The organism is Cupriavidus sp. LA-1, assembly GCF_055385985.1.
This window is the reverse complement of the sequence record NZ_AP031387.1, coordinates 3,652,249-3,672,037: the sequence shown is the minus strand read 5'-3', so window position 1 is coordinate 3,672,037 and position 19,789 is coordinate 3,652,249. Positions and strand designations below refer to the sequence as shown.

22 protein-coding genes are annotated in these 19,789 nt (G+C 69.1%); 12 read left to right on the top strand and 10 right to left on the bottom strand.

What is annotated here, in order from left to right; genetic code table 11:
* Positions 1–30: 30 nt before the first annotated feature.
* The 5 genes from ACZ5MJ_RS17190 to ACZ5MJ_RS17170 are packed head-to-tail and all read left to right on the top strand — an operon-like array spanning position 31 to position 3,118.
* Positions 31–966, top strand: coding sequence for a hydroxymethylglutaryl-CoA lyase (locus ACZ5MJ_RS17190; protein WP_432258951.1), 936 nt, complete (start codon positions 31–33; stop codon positions 964–966).
* 41 nt (positions 967–1,007) lie between these two features.
* Positions 1,008–1,496 (top strand): YbaK/EbsC family protein, encoded by a 489-nt coding sequence (locus ACZ5MJ_RS17185; protein WP_464220964.1) that lies wholly within the window; start codon positions 1,008–1,010, stop codon positions 1,494–1,496.
* Positions 1,493–1,921, top strand: coding sequence for a thioesterase family protein (locus ACZ5MJ_RS17180; protein WP_464220962.1), 429 nt, complete (start codon positions 1,493–1,495; stop codon positions 1,919–1,921). Before ACZ5MJ_RS17185 ends, ACZ5MJ_RS17180 begins: the two co-directional genes overlap by 4 nt.
* A 10-nt stretch (positions 1,922–1,931) precedes the next feature.
* Complete coding sequence (locus ACZ5MJ_RS17175; protein WP_010813277.1) at positions 1,932–2,192, top strand: DUF1289 domain-containing protein; 261 nt, start codon at positions 1,932–1,934, stop codon at positions 2,190–2,192.
* Complete coding sequence (locus ACZ5MJ_RS17170) at positions 2,189–3,118, top strand: MBL fold metallo-hydrolase (protein ID WP_464220961.1); 930 nt, start codon at positions 2,189–2,191, stop codon at positions 3,116–3,118. The genes ACZ5MJ_RS17175 and ACZ5MJ_RS17170 overlap by 4 nt, the downstream gene beginning before the upstream one ends.
* A gap of 22 nt (positions 3,119–3,140) precedes the next feature.
* Here the strand turns inward: ACZ5MJ_RS17170 and ACZ5MJ_RS17165 are convergent, their stop codons facing one another.
* The 6 genes from ACZ5MJ_RS17165 to ACZ5MJ_RS17140 all read right to left on the bottom strand — a co-directional run bounded on the left by ACZ5MJ_RS17165 (position 3,141) and on the right by ACZ5MJ_RS17140 (position 10,084).
* Complete coding sequence (locus ACZ5MJ_RS17165; RefSeq protein WP_464220959.1) at positions 3,141–5,336, bottom strand: TonB-dependent receptor; 2,196 nt, start codon at positions 5,334–5,336, stop codon at positions 3,141–3,143.
* Between the two features lie 158 nt (positions 5,337–5,494).
* Positions 5,495–5,932, bottom strand: a complete 438-nt coding sequence (locus ACZ5MJ_RS17160; protein ID WP_464220958.1) for a hypothetical protein — start codon at positions 5,930–5,932, stop codon at positions 5,495–5,497.
* Positions 5,898–7,187 (bottom strand): GTP-binding protein, encoded by a 1,290-nt coding sequence (locus ACZ5MJ_RS17155; RefSeq protein WP_464220957.1) that lies wholly within the window; start codon positions 7,185–7,187, stop codon positions 5,898–5,900. Before ACZ5MJ_RS17155 ends, ACZ5MJ_RS17160 begins: the two co-directional genes overlap by 35 nt.
* A gap of 250 nt (positions 7,188–7,437) precedes the next feature.
* Positions 7,438–7,857, bottom strand: a complete 420-nt coding sequence (dksA, locus tag ACZ5MJ_RS17150; protein WP_078194821.1) for an RNA polymerase-binding protein DksA — start codon at positions 7,855–7,857, stop codon at positions 7,438–7,440.
* A 586-nt stretch (positions 7,858–8,443) separates the two neighbouring features.
* The gene (locus ACZ5MJ_RS17145; RefSeq protein ID WP_464220955.1) at positions 8,444–9,517 is read right to left on the bottom strand and encodes a CobW family GTP-binding protein; all 1,074 of its coding nucleotides are present in this window, start codon (positions 9,515–9,517) and stop codon (positions 8,444–8,446) included.
* Positions 9,518–9,547: 30 nt separating this feature from the next.
* The gene (locus ACZ5MJ_RS17140; protein WP_464220954.1) at positions 9,548–10,084 is read right to left on the bottom strand and encodes a Fur family transcriptional regulator; all 537 of its coding nucleotides are present in this window, start codon (positions 10,082–10,084) and stop codon (positions 9,548–9,550) included.
* Between the two features lie 109 nt (positions 10,085–10,193).
* On the opposite strand from ACZ5MJ_RS17140, the gene ACZ5MJ_RS17135 reads away from it, so the two are divergent.
* The 5 genes from ACZ5MJ_RS17135 (at position 10,194) to ACZ5MJ_RS17115 (ending at position 15,106) form a co-directional block, all read left to right on the top strand.
* Positions 10,194–11,093 (top strand): alpha/beta fold hydrolase, encoded by a 900-nt coding sequence (locus ACZ5MJ_RS17135; protein WP_464220953.1) that lies wholly within the window; start codon positions 10,194–10,196, stop codon positions 11,091–11,093.
* 294 nt (positions 11,094–11,387) lie between these two features.
* Positions 11,388–12,374 (top strand): tripartite tricarboxylate transporter substrate-binding protein, encoded by a 987-nt coding sequence (locus tag ACZ5MJ_RS17130; RefSeq protein WP_464220951.1) that lies wholly within the window; start codon positions 11,388–11,390, stop codon positions 12,372–12,374.
* A 228-nt stretch (positions 12,375–12,602) separates the two neighbouring features.
* Positions 12,603–13,139, top strand: coding sequence for an ATP-dependent protease subunit HslV (gene hslV, locus ACZ5MJ_RS17125; protein ID WP_078194830.1), 537 nt, complete (start codon positions 12,603–12,605; stop codon positions 13,137–13,139).
* Between the two features lie 52 nt (positions 13,140–13,191).
* Positions 13,192–14,523 carry an ATP-dependent protease ATPase subunit HslU gene (gene hslU, locus ACZ5MJ_RS17120; RefSeq protein WP_464220950.1) on the top strand — a complete coding sequence of 444 codons (1,332 nt, stop codon included), beginning with the start codon at positions 13,192–13,194 and terminating at the stop codon, positions 14,521–14,523.
* A gap of 289 nt (positions 14,524–14,812) precedes the next feature.
* Complete coding sequence (locus ACZ5MJ_RS17115; protein WP_464220949.1) at positions 14,813–15,106, top strand: hypothetical protein; 294 nt, start codon at positions 14,813–14,815, stop codon at positions 15,104–15,106.
* Between the two features lie 24 nt (positions 15,107–15,130).
* On the opposite strand, the gene ACZ5MJ_RS17110 is transcribed toward ACZ5MJ_RS17115, so the two are convergent.
* Positions 15,131–15,742: a response regulator transcription factor gene (locus ACZ5MJ_RS17110; protein ID WP_432258965.1), complete on the bottom strand. Its 612-nt coding sequence runs from the start codon at positions 15,740–15,742 to the stop codon at positions 15,131–15,133.
* Positions 15,739–17,133, bottom strand: a complete 1,395-nt coding sequence (locus tag ACZ5MJ_RS17105; RefSeq protein ID WP_464220948.1) for an ATP-binding protein — start codon at positions 17,131–17,133, stop codon at positions 15,739–15,741. Before ACZ5MJ_RS17105 ends, ACZ5MJ_RS17110 begins: the two co-directional genes overlap by 4 nt.
* A 175-nt stretch (positions 17,134–17,308) precedes the next feature.
* Here ACZ5MJ_RS17105 and ACZ5MJ_RS17100 point away from each other — a divergent pair, with 175 nt between their 5' ends.
* On the top strand, positions 17,309–17,791 hold the full coding sequence (locus ACZ5MJ_RS17100) for a copper chaperone PCu(A)C (RefSeq protein WP_464220947.1): 483 nt from the start codon (positions 17,309–17,311) through the stop codon (positions 17,789–17,791).
* A 175-nt stretch (positions 17,792–17,966) separates the two neighbouring features.
* Here the strand turns inward: ACZ5MJ_RS17100 and ACZ5MJ_RS17095 are convergent, their stop codons facing one another.
* Positions 17,967–18,902, bottom strand: coding sequence for a LysR family transcriptional regulator (locus tag ACZ5MJ_RS17095; protein ID WP_464220946.1), 936 nt, complete (start codon positions 18,900–18,902; stop codon positions 17,967–17,969).
* A gap of 93 nt (positions 18,903–18,995) precedes the next feature.
* Between ACZ5MJ_RS17095 and ACZ5MJ_RS17090 the strand changes: the two genes are divergently transcribed.
* On the top strand, positions 18,996–19,523 hold the full coding sequence (locus tag ACZ5MJ_RS17090) for a DMT family transporter (RefSeq protein ID WP_464220945.1): 528 nt from the start codon (positions 18,996–18,998) through the stop codon (positions 19,521–19,523).
* Here the strand turns inward: ACZ5MJ_RS17090 and ACZ5MJ_RS17085 are convergent.
* Positions 19,496–19,726: a cysteine-rich CWC family protein gene (locus ACZ5MJ_RS17085; RefSeq protein WP_464220943.1), complete on the bottom strand. Its 231-nt coding sequence runs from the start codon at positions 19,724–19,726 to the stop codon at positions 19,496–19,498. The genes ACZ5MJ_RS17090 and ACZ5MJ_RS17085 overlap by 28 nt on opposite strands.
* Positions 19,727–19,789 lie beyond the last annotated feature (63 nt).

Genomic DNA, 19,789 nt, shown 5'->3' with positions numbered 1-19,789 from the left:
GACCGGAACGAACCAACACAGGAGACAGCCATGACCATGCCGAACTACGTGAAGATCGTTGAAGTCGGCCCGCGCGACGGCCTGCAGAACGAGAAGGCGATGGTGCCGACCGAGGTCAAGGTGGCGCTGATCAACCAGCTCACCGATGCGGGTTTCGTCAATATCGAGGCCGCATCGTTCGTGTCGCCGAAGTGGGTGCCGCAGATGGCCGATGGCGCCGAGGTGATGGCGCGCATCCAGCGCCGCGCGGGTACGCTGTACTCGGCGCTGACGCCGAACATGAAGGGATTCGAAGGCGCGATCGACGCTGGTGCCGACGAGGTGGTGATCTTCGGCGCGGCCAGCGAGGCGTTTTCGCAGAAGAACATCAATTGCTCGATCGCCGAATCGATCGCGCGCTTTGCGCCGGTGGCCGCCGCCGCCAGGGAAAAGGGTGTGCGCCTGCGCGGCAGCATCTCGTGCGCGCTGGGCTGCCCGTACCAGGGCGAGGTGCCGGTGCATGCGGTGGTCGACGTGGTACGGCGCATGCGCGAGCTGGGTTGCGACGAGATCGATATCGCCGACACCATCGGCGTGGGCACCCCCGTGCGTGTGCAGGAAGTGATGCGCGCCGCGGCGGCGGAATTTGCGCTGGACCGCCTGTCGGGCCATTTCCACGATACCTACGGGCAGGCGCTGTCCAATATCCTGGCCAGCCTGGAAGTGGGCGTCTCGATCTTCCATGCGTCGGTGGCGGGGCTGGGCGGTTGTCCGTACGCCAAGGGCGCGACCGGCAACGTGGCGACCGAAGACGTGCTGTACATGCTGCACGGCATGGGCATCCACACCGGGATCGACCTGGAGGCGGTGGTGCGCACCGGCGACTACATCTCGCAGGCGCTTGGCCGCGCCAACAGCTCGCGCGTGGGCAAGGCCCTGCTGACCAAATGGGCCGCCGCCAGCGATGCGGCGCCTGCCTGCGCGTGAGTGCGTACCACGCGCGGGCCACGGAACAAGGAGAAAGACGCATGACGGTGAATGACGAAGCGCTGCCCGAATCCGCGCAGCGCGTGGCGGACCTGCTGGCCGGACTCGGCCACGACCGGCCCGTGGTGATGCTGCCGGCCACCGGCAAGACCTCGGCCGAGGCCGCGGCGGGGCTGGGCTGCAGCGTGGCGGAGATCGCCAAGTCCATCATCTTCCGGCGCGTGGCCGACGATGCGCCGGTGCTGGTGATCGCCAGCGGCAGCAACCGTGTGGACGAAGCCAAGGTGGCCGCGCGCGTGGGCGCGCTGGGCAAGGCCGATGCGCGCTTCGTGCGCGAAAAGACCGGCTATGCCATCGGCGGCGTGTGCCCGATCGGCCATGCGGTGGCGCCGGTGATGCTGCTGGACCAGGACCTGTTCCAGTACGCGAGCCTGTGGGCTGCCGCCGGCCATCCGCATGCCGTGTTCAATCTGACGCCGCACCAGCTGCAGCAGATGACCGGCGCGGAAGTGGCCGACGTCGCGGCATGAGTCCCGACCTGCGCCCCGGCCTGACCTTCAACTGGCAGTACACGGTACCGCCCAAGGCCACGGTGCCGCGCCTGTACGACGATATCCCGGGCTGCTCCGAGATGCCCGACGTGCTGGCCACCGGCTATCTGGTCGGCATCATGGAGTGCGCCTGCCTGCAGATGCTGCGCGGGCACCTGGACTGGCCACGCGAGCAATCGCTCGGCACGCTGGTCAGCTTTTCGCACCTGGCGCCGACGCCGCCGGGCATGACGGTGACGGTCAAGGGCGAACTGGTCGAGGTGGACGGGCGCCGCCTGCGCTTCCAGCTGAGCGCATGGGACGGCGAGGACAAGATCTCCGAGGGCGTGCACGAGCGCCACCTGATCGACGCCGGCCGCTTCAATGAGAAGGTGGCGGCCAAGGCCGCGCGCGCGGCAGGCTGAGCGCTGTCCGATGGCCACCATGCCCACGCCCGTCCCTTCCGCGGCTGAACTGGCGGCGCAAGCCGACCTCGCGCTGCGCGCGTCGCCTGTGCCTTCGCCGTGCCGCAACATTTGCCACATGGACCCGTTCAGCGGCTACTGCGCAGGTTGCCTGCGCACGATCGACGAAATCGCCGGCTGGTCCTCGGCCAGCGACGAAGACAAGCGCCACGTGTGGGCGCAACTGCCGCAGCGCGCCGCTTGGCTCGCGGGCGAGGAGGCATCCCCTTGAGCGAACCACCGGTCCCGCGGTTGCCGGCCACCATGCGCGTGTTCGAGCGCGGCTGGCTGTCGGCCAACAATATCCTGTTTGCCGATGGCGTCGATACGGCACTGGTCGATACCGGCTACGTCACCCACGCGCCGCAGACGGTAGCGCTGGTGGCGGCGGCCTTGCAGGGCCGGCCGCTCGCGCGCGTGATCAATACCCATCTGCACTCCGACCACTGCGGCGGCAACGCCGCGCTGCAGGCGCGCTGGCAGCCGCGCACCGCGATCCCCGCGGCCGAGGCCGCAGCCGTTGCCGCGTGGGATACGGAGGCGCTCAGCTACAAGGCCACCGGCCAGGAGTGCGACCGTTTCACCTTCGACAGCGTGCTGAACGACGGCGACACGCTGCGCCTGGGCGGCATGGACTGGCAAGTGGTGGCCGCCCCCGGCCATGACCCGCACGCGGTGATGCTGTTCGCGCCGGCCGGGCGCATCCTGATTTCCGGCGACGCGCTGTGGGAGAACGGCTTTGGCGTGATCTTCCCCGAGCTCGACGGCGAAAGCGGCTTTGCCGAGCAGGCGGCGGTGCTGGAGCGCATCGCGCAACTGGACGTGCGGCTGGTGATTCCCGGCCACGGCCGGATGTTCACCGACGTGGCGGCGGCGCTCGAACGCGCGCGAGGGCGCCTGGGCTACCTGAGCGCCGATCCCGCACGCAATGCCAGCCATGCGGTCAAGGTGCTGGTGAAATTCAAGCTGCTGGAGCAGCAGCGCATGACGCAGGAGGCGCTGGTGGCATGGATGGAGGCCGCGCCGCTGATGGTGCGCATGCGGCAGCGGTTCATGCCGGGGCTGGAGATGGCCGGGATCTGCGCGCAGACGCTGCACGCGCTGGCGGGGGTGAAGGCGCTGGCAGTGGAGGGGGAGTGGGTGGTGAACCGGGATTGATTCACCACGCCGCCGGCCTCCCTCAGAACGACGTCCTGAACCCCACCTTCACGCTGCGCCCGCCCAGCGGCGCGATATCCCGCAGGATCGACGCTGCATTGCGTGCATCCTGGTTGGTCAGGTTGTCGCCGCGCAGGTACACCAGCGTCTGCGTGCCCGCCACCTTGAACTTGTAGGTCAGCGCCAGGCTCAGCAGCGTATAGGCGTCGGTCGGCGTGTCGTTGCTTGGCACGCGGGTCTGTTTCGCGGCGTAGGTCACGTCGACGCGCGCGCCCCACGGGCCGGCACCATACACCAGGGCGCCGCCCAGCCGCAGCGGCGCGAGGCGCGGCAGCGGTTCGCCGGTATTGCGGTTCTCGCCGCGCACGTAATCGGCGCGCGCCTCGAAGTCGAGCGTGTCGCTGGTGGTCAGCATTTTCTGCAGCAGCCGCGTCTTGCCTTCCGCCTCGAAGCCGTACAGCGTGGCCGGCACGCCCAGGTACTGGAATTCCGGCAGCGCACCCGGGCTGCCCGCGGCGACCACGTCGCCCGCCTCGTCGCGCGCGCGGCCGGTCGCGTTCAGCGCCAGGTAGTTGGCAAAGCGGCTGTAGTAGCCCGACACGCCGGCGCTGTGCGCGCCGGACTTGAAGCGCACGCCCAGGTCGATCGAGGTGGCCCGTTCCTTGTTGGCATTGGGGTCGCCCAGTTCCCAGGCGCCGGTGGCCACGTGGGGACCGTTGGCATACAGCTCGTAGAAGGTCGGCGCGCGCTCGGTGTACGACAGGTTGCTGGTCAGCGACCACACCGGGTTGACCTTGTAGAGCAGGCCCGCCGAGGCGCTGGTCGCGTTGAAGCTGCGGCTGGCGTCGGTGAAGCGGTCGTTGCCGTTGGCGCTGGCCTTGACGCTGCTGTGGTCCAGGCGCCCGCCCAGGTTCAGCTTGAGGTCGCCCGAGGCCGTCAGCGGCAGTTCCTCGAACACGAACAGCGCGGCATTGTCGGTGTTGGTGCTGGGCACGAATGCCTCGTCGCCCAGCGCCGAGAAGTCGGTATGGCCGAACTGCGTGCCGATCACGCCGGTCATGTTGCCGATCTTCGCGTGCCGGGCCTCGAAGCGCGCATCCCAGCCCCGGTTCTTGAAGACCGTGCCGGTCTCGCCGCCCGAGATCTCCCGGTGCTCGTAGTCGGTGTAGCTGAACTTGCCCTTGACCGATTCAAACCAGCCGCCAGTAGTGCCGGCGAGGTTGCGCGCTTCGCCTTCCAGGGCAAAGCGGTCCTGGCGCATCTTCAGCCGCACGTCGTCCTCGGCGGGCGTGCCGTACTCGTTGCGGTAGGCGCTGTAGTTGGCGCCGACAAAGCCGTCGGCCCAGGTGTAGGAGCCACCCATCGAGCCGCCTTCCTGCTGTGCGCTGGTGTTGGGCAGGCGGCCGTAGGCCTCGCTCTCGCCCGCGGGCAGCGGCTCGGCCGCGCGCAGGCGGTCGCTGCGCGCAAAGCCGGGGATGCGCAGGTCGCTGGTCTTGCGCGCGAAGGCGTCGGCATGCACGGCGAACTTGCCGTTGCCGGCCTCGATCAGCGCACTGGCGTTGCGCGCCTGGTCGCCGCCCGCGGTGGCGCTGGCATCGACCGCGCCGCCGATGCCCTCGATCGGCTCCCTGGGAATGCGGTTGTCGATCACGTTGACCACGCCGCCAATGGCGTTGCCGCCGTACATCAGCGCGGCCGGGCCGCGCACCACCTCGATGCGCTCGGCCACCAGCGGGTCCACCGGCACGGCGTGGTCATAGGACAGCGTGGAGGCGTCGACCGTGGTGCCGCCGTTCTGCAGCACCTTGATGCGGTCGCCGTCCAGGCCACGGATCACCGGCCGGTTGGCATTGGGGCCGAAATAGCTGGACGAGACCCCGGGCAGCTTGTCGAGCGTGTCGCCCAGCGTGCTGCCCTGGCGCACGGCCAGGGCGTCGCCGCCCAGGGTGGATACCGGCGCCACCATGTCATTGAGTTCACTGCCCAGCGGGTTGGCGGTGACCACGACTTCGCGCAGCGTGGCGGGGGCTGGCGGTGTGGCGGTGGCCGCGGCGGGTGCGGTATCGGTGGCAGGCGCCGTGGCGGTCTGTGCCAGCGCGGCGGGCGCCACCAAGGCTGTCGCCATGGTGGCGGTGAGGGAAGCGGCAAGGGCCGCCAGCGGGGTCAGGCGCGGTGCGCTGGTTGGTGCGGTGTAACTGTGTTTCTGGTTCTTCGACATGGCGCGCGGAGCGAGGCAATCGCAATCGGCCCGGCTGGCACGGCACTGCCTGGCACGGCGCCGGCCACGCGCGATGGGCGTGGCCGCGCAGCCGGAATGGGCAGGCGTTCAGCTCGGAATTGGTAAGGCCGGGGGCGCGGCGAGGGCCGCGTCCCGGATCAGGCGAGGGCGATGGCCGGCGCCGGTGGCGCGCGCGACCGGAAGGGGTGGGTAGCGGGCAGGTCGGGCCAGCGCCAGGCCAGGTTGGCCGGCTTGACCGGTTTGCCGAAGTCAAGCTGCGGCAGCGGCAGCTTGCCGCACAGGGTGTCGGCAATGGTGGCGCCATCGAACAGCACGCACGAGTGGCCGCTGAGTTTCTGCGCCAGCGGGTGCCGGTCGGTGTCCGCGACTGCGCTGCTGCCGGCCGTTGCCGCGATGGCAGCCGTCGCGGCCGCCGGCGTGAGCAAGCCCCCGTGCACGATGCGGTGGGTCAGCCCGGCATGCTGCGCCAGCAGCAGGCACAGCGCCAGCCACAGCGCGGACCAGAGGCCCGGGCCGCGCGCGCGCAGGCCGGCGAACCAGTCAGTGCGCATGCGGATGCCCGCCGTGGTTGCCATGTTCGTGCCCGGGGTCGCCGCAGCCACAGTCATCGCCATGGTCGTGGCCATGGGCATGATCGTGGTCGTCGTCGAATTCATCGACCCAGCCGGGGAAGGGGTCCGCATAGGTGGCCCAGGCTGCCGCGCCCGCGGACATCTCGGCATCGGTCAGCAGGCAGGCGTCGAGCCGGGCCTGCAGCGCTGCCTGGTTCAGGTCCAGGCCGATCAGCACCAGTTCCTGGCGGCGGTCGCCAAAGGGCGCCGGGGCACCGCCGATCTGCATATCGGCTTCCACTTCGGCGCGCTCGGCGGTGTCGGCCGGCCATTCGGCCGGATCCAGCGCGGCCCACCACGCGCCGGCACCGCCATGGCGGCACACGCCGCCCGACTGGTTCCAGTCGCCAGCGGTGTCCATGCGGCTGGCCAGCCAGAACAGGCCCCTGGAGCGCAGCACGCTGCCGTGCTCGCGCAGCCATTCGGTATGGATCAGGTCGGCGAAGCGCTGCGGGTGGAACGGGCGGCGGCGGCGGTAGACCAGCGTGGAGACGCCGCTGGCGCTGCCGGCGCTTACGGCCGGCACCTCGCCGCGCAGCGCGGCAAGCCAGCCCGGGGCGTCAGCGGCGGCTTCAAAGTCGAAACGGCCGGTGCCCTGCACGTGCTCGGGCGGGACCTTGCCGAAGCTGGCCTCGACGATGTCGGCGCGCGGGTTCAGCGCCTGCAGCACGGCGCGCAGCCGCACCAGGTCGGCGGCGCTGGCGAGGTCGGCCTTGTTCAGCACGATCACGTCGCAGCATTCGACCTGCGCCACCAGCACTTCGGCCACGGTGCGGTCATCGTCCGGGCCCTGCGCCAGGCCGCGGTCGGCCAGGAACTCGGCTTCGTTGAGATCGTGCAGGAAGGTGGCGGCATCGATCACCGTCACCAGGGTGTCGGCCTGCGCTGCCGCCTCGGGCCCGGCGCCGTGCTCGGCCTCGAACAGGAAGGCTTCGGCAATGGCCAGCGGCTCGTCCAGGCCGCCGGCTTCCACCAGCAGGGCGTCGAAGCGGCCTTCGGCGGCAAGCCGGGCGGTTTCGGCGAGCAGCGCCTCGGCCGACGGCAGCACTGTGGCCTCGCAGCCGGGCGGCAGCGGCGCCAGCGTCTGTCCATCCTGCGCGCCGCAGACCAGCACGCCGATACGGCCGCCCGCGCCATGCGCGAGCAGGTGGTTCAGCAGCGTGGTCTTGCCGGCGCCGGGGAAGCCGGACAATACGGTGACGGGCAGGCGATCAGCCATGGCAGGAAAGCAGGAAGGTTACGACGCTAAGGGGGACACCGCACGGCGCGCCCTGGCGGCGGCGATCCGTTGTTGCAACAAAGTTGCGAATTTACCAGAAAGGCCGGGTCGGCAACAGCGGGACGAGTCTCAATGGTAGGCCGTGGCAGCGGCACGACAAAGCGTGCGCAGCCTGCTGCGGCGCGCCCGCCCACAAAAGCAAACGGCCCGGGTACCCGGGCCGTCACGTCACGCCTGCCGCGCCGGCGCTTCAGTCGCCGAACAGCTTCTGGCGCAGTTCGCGGCGTTGCTGGGCTTCCAGCGACAGCGTGGCCGTGGGACGGGCCAGCAGGCGCGGCACGCCGATCGGCTCGCCGGTTTCCTCGCACCAGCCGTAGTCGCCGGACTCGATGCGCTGCAGCGACTGCTCCACCTTCTTCAGCAGCTTGCGCTCGCGGTCGCGCGTGCGCAGTTCCAGCGCATGCTCTTCCTCGATGGTGGCGCGGTCGGCCGGATCCGGCACGATGACCGTTTCGCGCAGGTGTTCCGTGGTCTGGTCAGCGTTCTTCAGGATGTCGTCGCGCAGCTGCTCAAGGCGGTGCTTGAAGAAGGCGAGCTGCGCTTCGTTCATGTAATCCTTGTCGCTCATCTTCAGGATTTCAGCTTCAGTCAGAAGTTTGTTGCTGCTCATGGTTGCTGCTGATTCTCTTGTTGATGCGGCCGGCGGCGTCTGGGTCCGCTCGGGTGCGCTGTCCGCGCGCTTGCGCGCCTCGGTTGTTTCACTCTGGCTGGCTGCAGTCTTGCTGCTTCGCGGGCCTCCCTTCGTCGCGCCCGCTTCGGCGTTCGCCGTACTGCCGCGGGGAGCGGGCGCGGCCTTCACAGGCTGCGCCTTGAGCGTCTCTGCCGCTGCACTACCTGTCTTGCTGCGGCTTTCTTTCGTCTTCGTTGCGGCTGTCATGGGGACACCTCTCTCTCGCGTCAGTCAGTGACGGCGCGCGTCGGGGCACCCCAAGCGGAACAGGCGGTCTCCGCACGAAGCACTGCGACCGCACCTGCCGGCGGCCTGCCTCATGCTGACGACGACCGCCGCCCTGCTGATACTGGCAGCGGGAAAAAGGTGCGCCACCGGTATCAAATCCGGCCTATTGTACTTGAACAAATTTTTCCGAGATACGGGGAAAACCGGCTGACGCTTCGGTATTTCCCCGGTACCCCGAACGGGGGGCGGCCGCGGAGCGGTGACTGGAAGGGCGCCGCCCATGCGGCGGCGGGTGCACTCAGGCCAGGCAGTTTTCCAGGCCCTTGAGGATGGCGTCGCGCGGCAGGTCCACGCCGATGAACACCATCCGCGTGCCCGGGGTCTCGTCATCCCACTTGGCGCCGATATCGCTGCCCATCAGCTGGTGGACCCCCTGGAACACCACTTTGCGGTCCACACCCTCCATATATAGTACGCCCTTGTAGCGCAACAGTTTTTCCCCGTACACGGCCAGGATGCCGGACAGGAATTCCTCCAGCTTGCCGTAGTGGAAGGGCTTGTCGCTGCGGAAGACGAACGACGCGATGCGGTCGGTATGGTTGTGGTGATGGTGATGGTCGTGCGCGTGGCCATGGGCGTGGTCATGGTCATGACCGCAGTCATCGCCGCAGTGCTCGCCGTGCGCGTGGTCATGATCGTGCTCATGCTCGTCGGCGCGCAGGAATTCCGGGTCGATCTCCAGCTTGGCGTTCAGGTTGAAGCCGCGCAGGTCAAAGATAGTGTCGATCGGCGCCTCGCCGAAGTTGACCAGGCGGATCGGCGCGCGCGGGTTCATGTGCAGCAGCCGGTGGCGTAGCTCGGCCACGTCGGCTTCGGTGACCAGGTCTGACTTGGTGATGAAGATGGCGTCGGCAAAGCCCACCTGGCGCTGCGCCTCTTCCTGCTGGTCCAGCTGCAGGTGCGCGTGCTTGGCGTCGACCAGCGTGATCACCGCGTCGAGCAGGTAGCGCGAGGCGATTTCCTCGTCCATGAAGAAGGTCTGCGCCACCGGGCCCGGGTTGGCCACGCCGGTGGTCTCGATCACCACGCGGTCAAAATCGATCTCGCCGGCGTCGCGGCGCGTCAGCAGCGTGGACAGGGCCTGCACCAGGTCGCCGCGGATGGTGCAGCAGATGCAGCCGTTGCTCATCTGCACGATCTGCTCGCGGCCGTCCTGCACCAGGATCTCGTTGTCGATGTTTTCTTCGCCGAACTCGTTCTCGATGACGGCGATCTTCATGCCGTGCTGCTCGTTCAGGATGCGCTTGAGCAGGGTGGTCTTGCCGCTGCCGAGGAAGCCGGTCAGGATCGTGACCGGAATCAGTTTGGACATTATTGTTCTCCGGGTATGAGAGAAAGCCGTTCAGAGCGAGGCGTCGCCAGGCGCGGCGGGCGTACGCTTGCCGCACTCGGCGCAGACGCCGTTCACGGTCAGTTCGACATGTTCGATGGCAAAGCCGCTGGGCACGCGCGGCGCGGCCGGCTGCACCGGGGCGCTGGCGTCGTCCAGGCAGAAGGTGCGGTCGCAGCGCGTGCAGTGAAAATGGCTGTGCTGGCGGTGCTCCTGCGCGCGCGCGGCTTCATGCTCGACCAGGCTGAAGCGGAATACGCGGTCGTTGCCGGCGCGCTTCTGCGCCACGCCCTGGTCCACCAGCCAGTCCAGCACGCGGTAGACGGTGACGCGGTCGATGGTCTCGCCCGCTTCGGGCAGGCGGTCGATCACGGCCTGGTGGGTCAGGGCCTCGTCGCTGCCGATCAGGCAGGCCAGGATGCACAGCCGCGGCTGGGTCACGCGCGCGCCCAGCTGGCGCAGGCGTTCATGGGCGGCCGCCAGGGCCGCCGGGGTCGGGATTGCCGGTTCCGGCGCCAGGGCCGGCCGGTCCGGACTGGAACGGGTCATGGCCGGATTTAACCATAGGCCTCGGGTTGATGCAATTCAGTTGCGTCAGCCGGGGCGGCAGTTTGCGCCTATGATCGGCACAGGACCACCCCAAAAGCGGAGACTACCCATGCTGAACGACGCCAGCGCGCTGCTGTTCCCGAATTTCGAACCCTTCCGGCAGCATGTCGGCGAGGTCGAGATCGCTGGCGTGCGCGGCGGTTCGGGGCCGCCGCTGCTGCTGCTGCACGGACACCCGCAGAGCCACCTGATCTGGCACCGGGTGGCGCCGGTGCTGGCTGACCACTTCACGGTGATCGCCACCGACCTGCGCGGCTACGGCAGCAGTTCGGCCCCACCGGGCAATGCCGGCCACGAGCACTACAGCAAGCGCACCATGGCGCAGGACCAGGTGGCGCTGATGGCGGCCTTCGGCTTCGGGCAATTCGCGCTGTGCGGGCACGACCGGGGCGCGCGCGTCGCGCACCGGCTGTGCATGGACCATCCGGAGGCGGTCAGCCGCGCCATGCTGCTGGACATCGCGCCCACGCTGGCCATGTACGAGCGCACCAGCATGGCCTTTGCCGCCGCCTACTGGCACTGGTTCTTCCTGATCCAGCCGGCGCCGTTCCCCGAGACGCTGATCAATGCCGAGCCGGACTTCTATATCCAGAAACTGATGGGCCTGCGCCACGCCGGCCTGGCTGCCTTTGCTCCCGACGCGATGGCAGCCTACACCGCGGCGATGCGCGACCCGGCCCGCGTGCACGCCATGTGCGAGGACTACCGCGCCGCCGCCACCATCGACCTGGAGCACGACCGCGCCGACCGCGAGGCCGGGCGCAGGCTGGCGCTGCCGCTGCGCGTGCTGTGGGGCGAGCACGGCGTGGTGGCGCGCTGCTTCGAGCCGCTGGTGCTGTGGCAGGAGGTGGCCGCTGAGGTCAGCGGCCGCGCGCTGCCCTGCGGGCACTACATCCCGGAAGAGGCCGCCGAAGCGCTGCTCGAGGAAATGCTCGGTTTCTTCCGCTAAGCCGTGCCTGGTGTCACAAACGCATCCCTTTGTAGCCGATCTCTGCCATATCTCCACGCTTTCCCGCCCTATGCGGCTGATTGCAGGCGGGTTAGCCCCTATACCTGCCTATTGTCTGCTGTTGCTAACATCAACCCCCTTTCTTGCCGTTTACGGCAGGGGAAGCGGAGCCGGCCGGCATGGTCCGGGAGCGCGGCCAGAAGGACCGCGCCAGAAGCGCCCCCGCACCAGCGGGGGCCGGGCCGGCGGCAACGCATTGCAGACGGGTATGACAGGGAACCAGGAGAAGAAAGCATGAAACGAGTGGCAAAGATGGTCGCGGCCGCGCTGGCAGTCAGCGCGATGGGCGTGGCGGCGGGCGCGTATGCCCAGGACTATCCGGGCGGCAAGCCGGTCTCGGCCGTGGTGCCGTTCGCGGCGGGCGGCCCCACCGACAAGGTCGCGCGCGAACTGACCGCGATCATGTCCAAGCAATTGGGCACCACCATCGTGATCGAAAACCTGGGCGGCGCCGGCGGCACCATCGGCGCCAAGAAGGTGGCTCAGGCCAAGAATGACGGCTACACCATCCTGATCCACCATATCGGCATGGCCACGGCCCCGGCGCTGTACCGCAACCTGGGCTTCGATCCGCTCAAGGACTTCGAGATGGTCGGCGAAATCGCCGACGTGCCGATGATCCTGGTCGGCAGCAAGCAGCTGCCGCCGAACAACTTCAAGGACCTGCTGCCGTACATCAAGGCCAACGCCAGCAAGCTGTCGCTGGCCAATGCCGGCATCGGCTCGGCCTCGCACCTGTGCGGCCTGCTGTTCCAGAGCGCGATCCAGACCGAGCTGACCACCGTGCCGTACAAGGGGGCGGCGCCGGCACTGACCGATATCCTGGGCGGCCAGGTCAACCTGCTGTGCGACCAGACCACCAACCTCGCCGGCCATCTCAAGGCCAGCTCGGTCAAGTCGTACGCGGCCATGCAGGGACGCCGAGTGGAAGCGTTCAAGGATGTCCCGACCGCGGCCGAGCAGGGCATGCCGGGCGTGGAAGTCAAGGTCTGGCACGCCATGTACGCGCCCAAGGGCACGCCCAAGCCCGTGATCGACAAGCTGTCGGCGGCGCTGCAGAAGGCCGTGGCCGATCCGACCTTCCGCGCCAAGATGGCCGAGCTGGGCGCCGAGGCCGTGCCGGCGCAGCGCGCCACGCCGGATTCGCTGCGCACCTACCTGAGCGCCGAGATCAACAAGTGGACCCCGGTGATCAAGAAGGCCGGCGTGTACGCCGACTGATCCATTGGGGTGATGCATGAGGCGCGCGGGCCGCAGGCCTGCGCGTTGCGGACAAGGGCCATGCGGCAGCGCATGGCCCTTTTTGCTTTCCGGCGGGGCGTCCGGCAGCCCGCCGGCAGGCATCCTATATTGGGTCAGACCGGCGGCGCTTCGCGGTGCGCGCGAGAGGCCTTGAAACCGGCCGGGAGCGTCGCCAACTACGGTCCTGACATATTCACGGAAGCCACCATGGAACAGTATCACGGCACTACCATCGTCAGCGTCCGCCGCGGCAATCAGGTCGCACTGGGCGGTGATGGCCAGGTCACGCTCGGCAATATCGTGATGAAGGGCACCGCGCGCAAGGTGCGCCGCATCTACAACGGCAAGGTGCTGGTAGGGTTTGCCGGCAGCACCGCCGACGCCTTCTCGCTGCTGGACCGCTTCGAAGCCAAGCTGGAAAAGCACCAGGGCAATCTCACCCGCGCCGCGGTGGACCTCGCCAAGGACTGGCGTTCGGACCGCGCGCTGCGCCGGCTGGAGGCGATGCTGATCATCGCCGACCGCGACACCACGCTGGTCCTCACCGGCAACGGCGACGTGCTCGACCCCGAGGGCGGCATCGCTGCGATCGGTTCGGGCGGCGCATACGCGCAGTCGGCCGCCAAGGCGCTGATCGAGAACACGGACCTGGCGCCCAGGGACGTGGTCGAGAAGTCGCTGGGCATCGCCGGCGAACTCTGCATCTACACCAATACCAATTTCGTCATCGAGACGCTGGAATGAGCGATGGCCGGCCGCCGCACAGGCAGCCGGCGCGCCCCACTGAACGGATACCATGTCGCACACCATGACCCCGTCGGAAATCGTTTCCGAACTCGACAAGCACATCATCGGCCAGAACAAGGCCAAGAAGGCCGTGGCGGTGGCGCTGCGCAACCGCTGGCGCCGCCAGCAGGTGGCCGAGCCCCTGCGCCAGGAAATCACCCCCAAGAACATCCTGATGATCGGCCCGACCGGCGTCGGCAAGACCGAGATCGCGCGCCGCCTGGCCAAGCTGGCCGACGCGCCCTTCATCAAGATTGAAGCCACCAAGTTCACCGAGGTGGGCTACGTCGGCCGCGACGTCGACACCATCGTGCGCGACCTGGCCGAGATGGCGATCAAGCAGACGCGCGAATCCGAAATGAAGAAGGTGCGCACCAAGGCCGAAGACGCGGCCGAGGACCGCATGCTCGACGTGCTGCTGCCGCCGCCGCGCGATATCGGCTTCTCGCAGCCGGAAGAGAAGGATTCCAACACCCGCCAGGTGTTCCGCAAGAAGCTGCGCGAAGGCCAGCTCGACGACAAGGACATCGAGCTGGAAGTCTCCGCCGGTATGCCGAGCATGGACATCATGGGCCCCCCGGGCATGGAAGACATGACCGAGCAGATCCGCACCATGTTTGCCGGGCTGGGCCAGGGCAAGAAGGCGCGCCGCAAGATGAAGGTCAGGGAAGCCTTCAAGCTGCTGATCGACGAAGAGGCCGCCAAGCTCGTCAACGACGAGGAGCTCAAGCACAAGGCCATCGCCAATGTCGAGCAGAACGGCATCGTGTTCCTGGACGAGATCGACAAGATCGCCAGCCGCAGCGAAATCGGCGGCGGCGAGGTCTCGCGCCAGGGCGTGCAGCGCGACCTGCTGCCGCTGGTGGAAGGCACCACGGTGAGCACCAAGTACGGCATGATCAAGACCGACCACATCCTGTTCATTGCCTCGGGCGCGTTCCACCTGTCCAAGCCGAGCGACCTGATCCCCGAACTGCAGGGCCGCTTCCCGATCCGGGTCGAACTGGATTCGCTGTCCGTGCAGGACTTCGAGGCCATCCTGACGCAGACCGATGCCAGCCTGACCAAGCAGTACCAGGCGCTGCTGAGCACCGAAGCGGTCAACCTGGTGTTCGCGCCGGACGGCATCCGCCGGCTGGCCGAGATCGCCTTCTCGGTCAACGAGAAGGTCGAGAACATCGGCGCGCGCCGCCTGTACACGGTGATGGAGCGGCTGCTGGAGGACCTGTCCTTCCACGCCACCCGGTCGTCGGGCGAGACCGTGACGATCGATGCGGCGTATGTCGACGAGCGTCTGGGCGACCTCGCCGGCAATGAGGACCTGTCGCGCTACGTGCTGTAAAGCCAGCGCGGTCATGGCATGAGGGGGCGCACCACGGTGCGCCCTTTCTTATTGGCTTCCTCGCAGAGGCCACGTGACCCGCACAGGGATCACATGGCCGGGTCACCCGCACGGACGGGATTTTGATGTCAGTGCGTTTCCACCTGCCACACCCCGGTAACCCTCGTAAGCATTGGTAAGCCCGCTGGCGCAGCCCTGCCGGGCGATGCGACCCTTGCGCACCTTGACGGTCGATTGACCGGTGCGGGAGCCACCGCATCCCCATCAACTCACTGGCAGGAGAAATCAGATGGTCATCTACAAGACCCGCCGGGTTGTATTCGCCACGGGCGGCTTGCTGGCCGCGCTGGCCGCGGCGACCGTATTCCTGTGCATCCGCCCGGCCATCCCGGCCGCCGAAGCGGCGCAATCGGGCAACCTCGGCGCGGCCGCTGCCGCGGCGGCGACGCTGGCGCTGGATTCAGGCGCGCTGGTCACGCTGGCGGACCGCCATGCCGGCGATGCCATGCGCATCGCCGAAGACGGCACGGGGCCGGACGGTGCCGAGGGCCTGGACTGGGACTACGTGCAGCTGCGCCTGTAACCGGGTGCCATCCGGCAGCAAGGTTCAGCGCGACACCGGCCGCTTGCCCAGCTTGCGCTGCAAGGTGCGCCGGTGCATGTTCAGCGCCCGCGCCGTGGCCGAGATATTGCCGCCATGCTCGGCCAGCACGCGCTGGATATGCTCCCATTCCAGCCGGGCCACCGACAGCGGCACCGGTTCTTCCAGCGCGGCCTGCGCCGCATCTTCAGACACGCCTGCCATCAGCGCGGTCAGGATCGAATCGACATTGGCCGGCTTGGCCAGGTATTCGTCCGCGCCTTGCTTGACCGCCGCCACCGCGGTGGCGATGCTGGCATAGCCGGTCAGGATCAGGATGCGCGCGTCGGGCAGGGCCTGGCGCAGCGGCGACACCAGCTGCAGCCCCGATTCGGCGGGCGCCGTGCTGCCGGCTTCCGGCGGCGGCTCCAGGTGCAGGTCCAGCGTGACATAGGCAAATTCGGTGCGCGCTGCCAGCGCGAGCGCGCTGCGGCAGTCGTGCGCCACCTCCACGGCATAGCCGCGGCGCGTGAGCGCGCGCGCCAGCGTGCCGGCAAAGACTTCGTCGTCGTCGATGACCAAGAAGGGCGTGCCAGCCGGTGCGGTGGCTTCGGGTACCGGGGTATGGGTGTCGGTCATGGGGTGGGTTGCGCGGTGGCGGCGGTGGCCGCGGATGCGGAAAGGTTGGAGAGCGCGGGCAGGCGCAGCTCGGCGACGGTGCCGCCGCCGGGGCGGTCATGCCAGGCCAGTTCGCCGCCCATCTGCCGGGCGGCGCTTTGCGCCAGGTACAGGCCGATGCCCTGGCCGCCGTGCTGGCTGGCCACCGGGGTTTCGCCCAACTGGCCGCGCAGCGCTTCGGGAATGCCGTCGCCGAGGTCGGCGACACGGAATGACAGCCACGGCGCGGTATTGCCCGGCGCCATCGCGATCTGCAGCTGCAGCGGCTGCGTGCCGCGGCCGGCGGCCTGCTGGCTGCGCGCGGCGTTGTCCAGCAGGATGGTCAGGATCTGGCCCACGCGCGCGGTTTCCACCGCCTGCGCGCCGGCGCCCGGTGTGGCGATGGCCTGCAGGCTGGCATTGGGGTGGCGCAGCTGCCAGCGCTCGGCAAAGGCCGGCAGCCAGCCGTCGATGCGCTGCGGCGCCAGCGTGGCCGGGTCTTCGCGCAGCCGCGAAAGCGTAGAGCGGCACAGCGCCAGCTGCTGCTCCATGGTCTGCAGGTCGGGCAGGTAGGCGTGGATCGCGGTGGCGCCGCGGCCCGGCTCGGAAGCATCGGCACGCAGCTCGCCGGCGATGACCGCCAGTGTGGCCAGCGGCGTGCCGATCTCGTGCGCGACCGCGGCCGCCTGGCCGTTCAGGTCTTCCACGCGCGCTTCGCGCAACAACTGCTCGCGTGCCAGGTTCAGCTGCGCCTCGCGCTGGCGCAGCACGCCGGACAGGCGCGCCACGAACAGCGCGATCATCACCGCGCTGGCGACAAAGTTCAGCCACATGCCGGCCAGGTGATAGTTCACCGCGTTGTCCGGGTTGTGCAGGTCCAGCGGCACATATTCGATCAGCAGCACGGTGTAGCAGGCCAGCGCGTACAGCGCCAACGCAATCACCTGGCGCCACGGCAGGATGGCCGCGGCGATGGCGAGCCCCGGCAGGTAGAACGAGACGAACGGGTTGGTGGCGCCGCCGGTGTAGAACAGGATGGCCGACAGGGCCGTCAGGTCCACCAGCAGCTGCCCCATCAGTTCGGCCTCGGCGGGGGCGCTGTTGCGCCGCGTGTGCTGGCGCAGGCGCAGGCCGGTCAGCAGGTTGAACAGCGCCTGCAGCCCGAACACCACCAGAAGCGGCCCGTAAGGCAGGCGGATGCCGGCGATGGGTTCGCAGCACAGCACCGTCAGCGCCTGGCCGGCCAGCAGCGCCCAGCGCAGCCAGAACAGCCGGCGCAGCGTCACCTGGCCATGGCGGGCGGAGGTGGCGGCCGGCATTGGCGACAGGAAGGGGAGGTCGGGCAAGCGGGTCACGGCGGCGGCGGTGGTCATGGCGCGAGTGTATCAATGCGGCCGCGGGGCACCGGTGCGTGCGACACCTTGCCGCATTGGCGCGGCGCCGCGCGGCCTGCCAGACTAGTCGGCTGCCTGCCGCACGGCAGCCATGCCAGGCGCATGCACGGCCCGGCATGCCATGGTCTAATGTCTGCTTTCAGGAGAGCCTTTCATGCAAGCCAAATTCCGCTCGGCCACGCTGGCCGTGTCGATCGCCCTCGCAGCCGCGCTGGCATCCGGCGCCGCATTGGCCCAGGTCGATGTCAGCAAGGCCTGGGTGCGCGGCACGGTGCCGACCCAGACCGCTTCCGGCGCCTTCATGGTGCTGCATGCGCACGAGAACGCGAAGCTGGTCGGCGTGTCGTCGCCGGTGGCCACGGCCGAGCTGCACGAGATGAAGATGGAAGGCAATGTGATGCGCATGCGCCAGGTCAAGTCGCTGGACCTGCCCGGGATGCAGGACGTCGAACTGAAGCCGGGCGGCTACCACGTGATGCTGATGGGCCTGAAGTCGCAGCTCAAGGCGGGCGACACCGTGCCCATCACGCTGAAGATCGAGCAGGGCGGCAAGGTGACCGAGCAGAAGGTCACGGCCGAAGTGCGCGACATGGTGCCAGCTGCCGCCAGCGGCAGCCACGGCGACCACAAGCACTGACCAGCCCGGCCGCCAGCGCCGGGCTGACCGCATCCGACATCATGGCCAACAAGCAGCACGGTACCCGGCAGAAGCTGGTCTTTCGCGGCCAGGCGGGGACCGGCAAGCCACCTGCCAGCCCCGCGCCGCGGCGTGAGCCACGGCCGCCGGCGCCCGCCGGGCCAGCGGTGCGCCGTCAGCCGCGCAAGCTGATCGGTTCTTCCGATTCCTGACTGGCCGCCGCGGCCAGCACGCGCTCGCGCAGCCAGGTGAGGGCGGGATCGGCCTCGGTGCGCTCGTGCCAGATCATGCTGAAGGTGAAGTCTTCCAGCGCAAACGGCGGCGCGAACACGGCGTAGCGCGGATCCTGTTCCAGCGCGGCCAGGCTGCGCCGCGCCGTGGTCAGCACCAGGTTGGTCCCCGCGATCAGTGCCGGCGCCACGCTCCAGTGCGGCACCACGCAGGCGATCTTGCGCCGTCCTCCCAGCCTGGCCACGGCGGTGTCGATCGCGTCCATGCGTTCGCTGTGCGTGGCCACCAGCACGTGCGAGCGCGCCAGGTAGGCCACCTGGTCGAGCCGGCCGGTGTCGCGCACGGTGGCGGCATCCACCGCGCACGCATAGCCCTCGCGGAACAGCTCGGCCGACTTCACGTCTTCCGGCTGGTGGGTGAACACCCCCAGCGCCATGTCGATCTCGCCGTCGGCCACTTGCGCGGTCATGCCTTCGCGGCTGGCCTGCGACACCACCAGGTCGATATTGGGCGCGGCCTTGCGCACCGCGCGCAGCAGCCGCGGCAGCACCACCAGCGCGCCGTAGTCGGACATCGCCAGCCGGAAGCTGCGCCGCGCGGTGGCCGGCTGGAAGCCGCCGGGCCCCAGCAGGATGCGCACCTGCGCCAGCGCCTCGGCCAGCGGGCCGGACAGCTCGTGCGCACGCGCGCTCAGCACCAGGCCGCCCTTGCCGCGCACCAGGATGGGATCGTCGAGCAGCTGCCGCAGCCGCCCGAGCGCGTGGCTGACCGCCGGCTGGCTCAGGTGCAGCCGCAGCGCGGCGCGGGAGATATGGCGCTCGGCCAGCAGTGCTTCCAGCACCACCAGCAGGTTGAGGTCGATTCCGCGTAGGCTATTCATTCGGCGAATAATAAACGTACGAAAGCAGAATTGGAAATTCGCATTGCGATATTTCAAACTGTTGGCATCGCATCTTGCCCGATGGAGCGCGCAATGTCAGGCATCCAATTGCCGTTTTCGATCCCTGTTTCACTCTGGCTGCCGCTCGGCACCGCTGTGCTGGCCGGCGCGGCGATCCCGTTCCAGGCGGGCGCCAACGCCACCCTCGGGCGCACGCTGGGGCATCCGCTGTCGGCCACGCTGGTGTCGCTGCTGGTCAGCCTGGTGGCGCTGCTGCCCGTGCTGTGGCTGATGCGCGTGCCGCTGCCGGCGCCGGCGGCACTGGCGCGCGCGCCGGGCTGGCTCTGGAGCGGCGGGGTGCTGGGGGTGTTCTATATCTCGGCCGCGCTGATGATGGCGCCGAAGCTGGGCGCCGCCGGCTTTATCGCCGCGGTGGTGGCGGGCCAGGTGCTGGCCGCGCTGCTGGTGGACCAGTTCGGGCTGGCCGGCTTCGCGGTGCGCGTGCTCACGCCGGCGCGGCTGGCGGGCGCGGCGCTGATCGTGGCAGGAATGCTGGTGATGCAGTGGGGCAGCGCGGCGGCGCCGGCGGCACCTCAGCCAGTGGCGGGATCGGGCGCCTGAGCCGCCTGCCGGCGCGCCGCCAGGCAGGCGGGGCACAGGCAATGCTGGCCCGGCACGATCTGCCGCGCCGGCAGCAGCGGCTGGCTGGCGCACCAGCACTCGGGCAGCCCTGCCACGTAGCCGCAGACAAAGCCCGCGCCGCAGTGGCTGCAATGCTCGACCGGGCGCAGCTGGCCGGCCAGCACGGCCGAGGCGTCGCTCATGGGCGGCTCCCGCGTGCTGGCGGGAAGGCGGGGGTTCGGGCCGGTGGCATGCGGTTGGCGTCA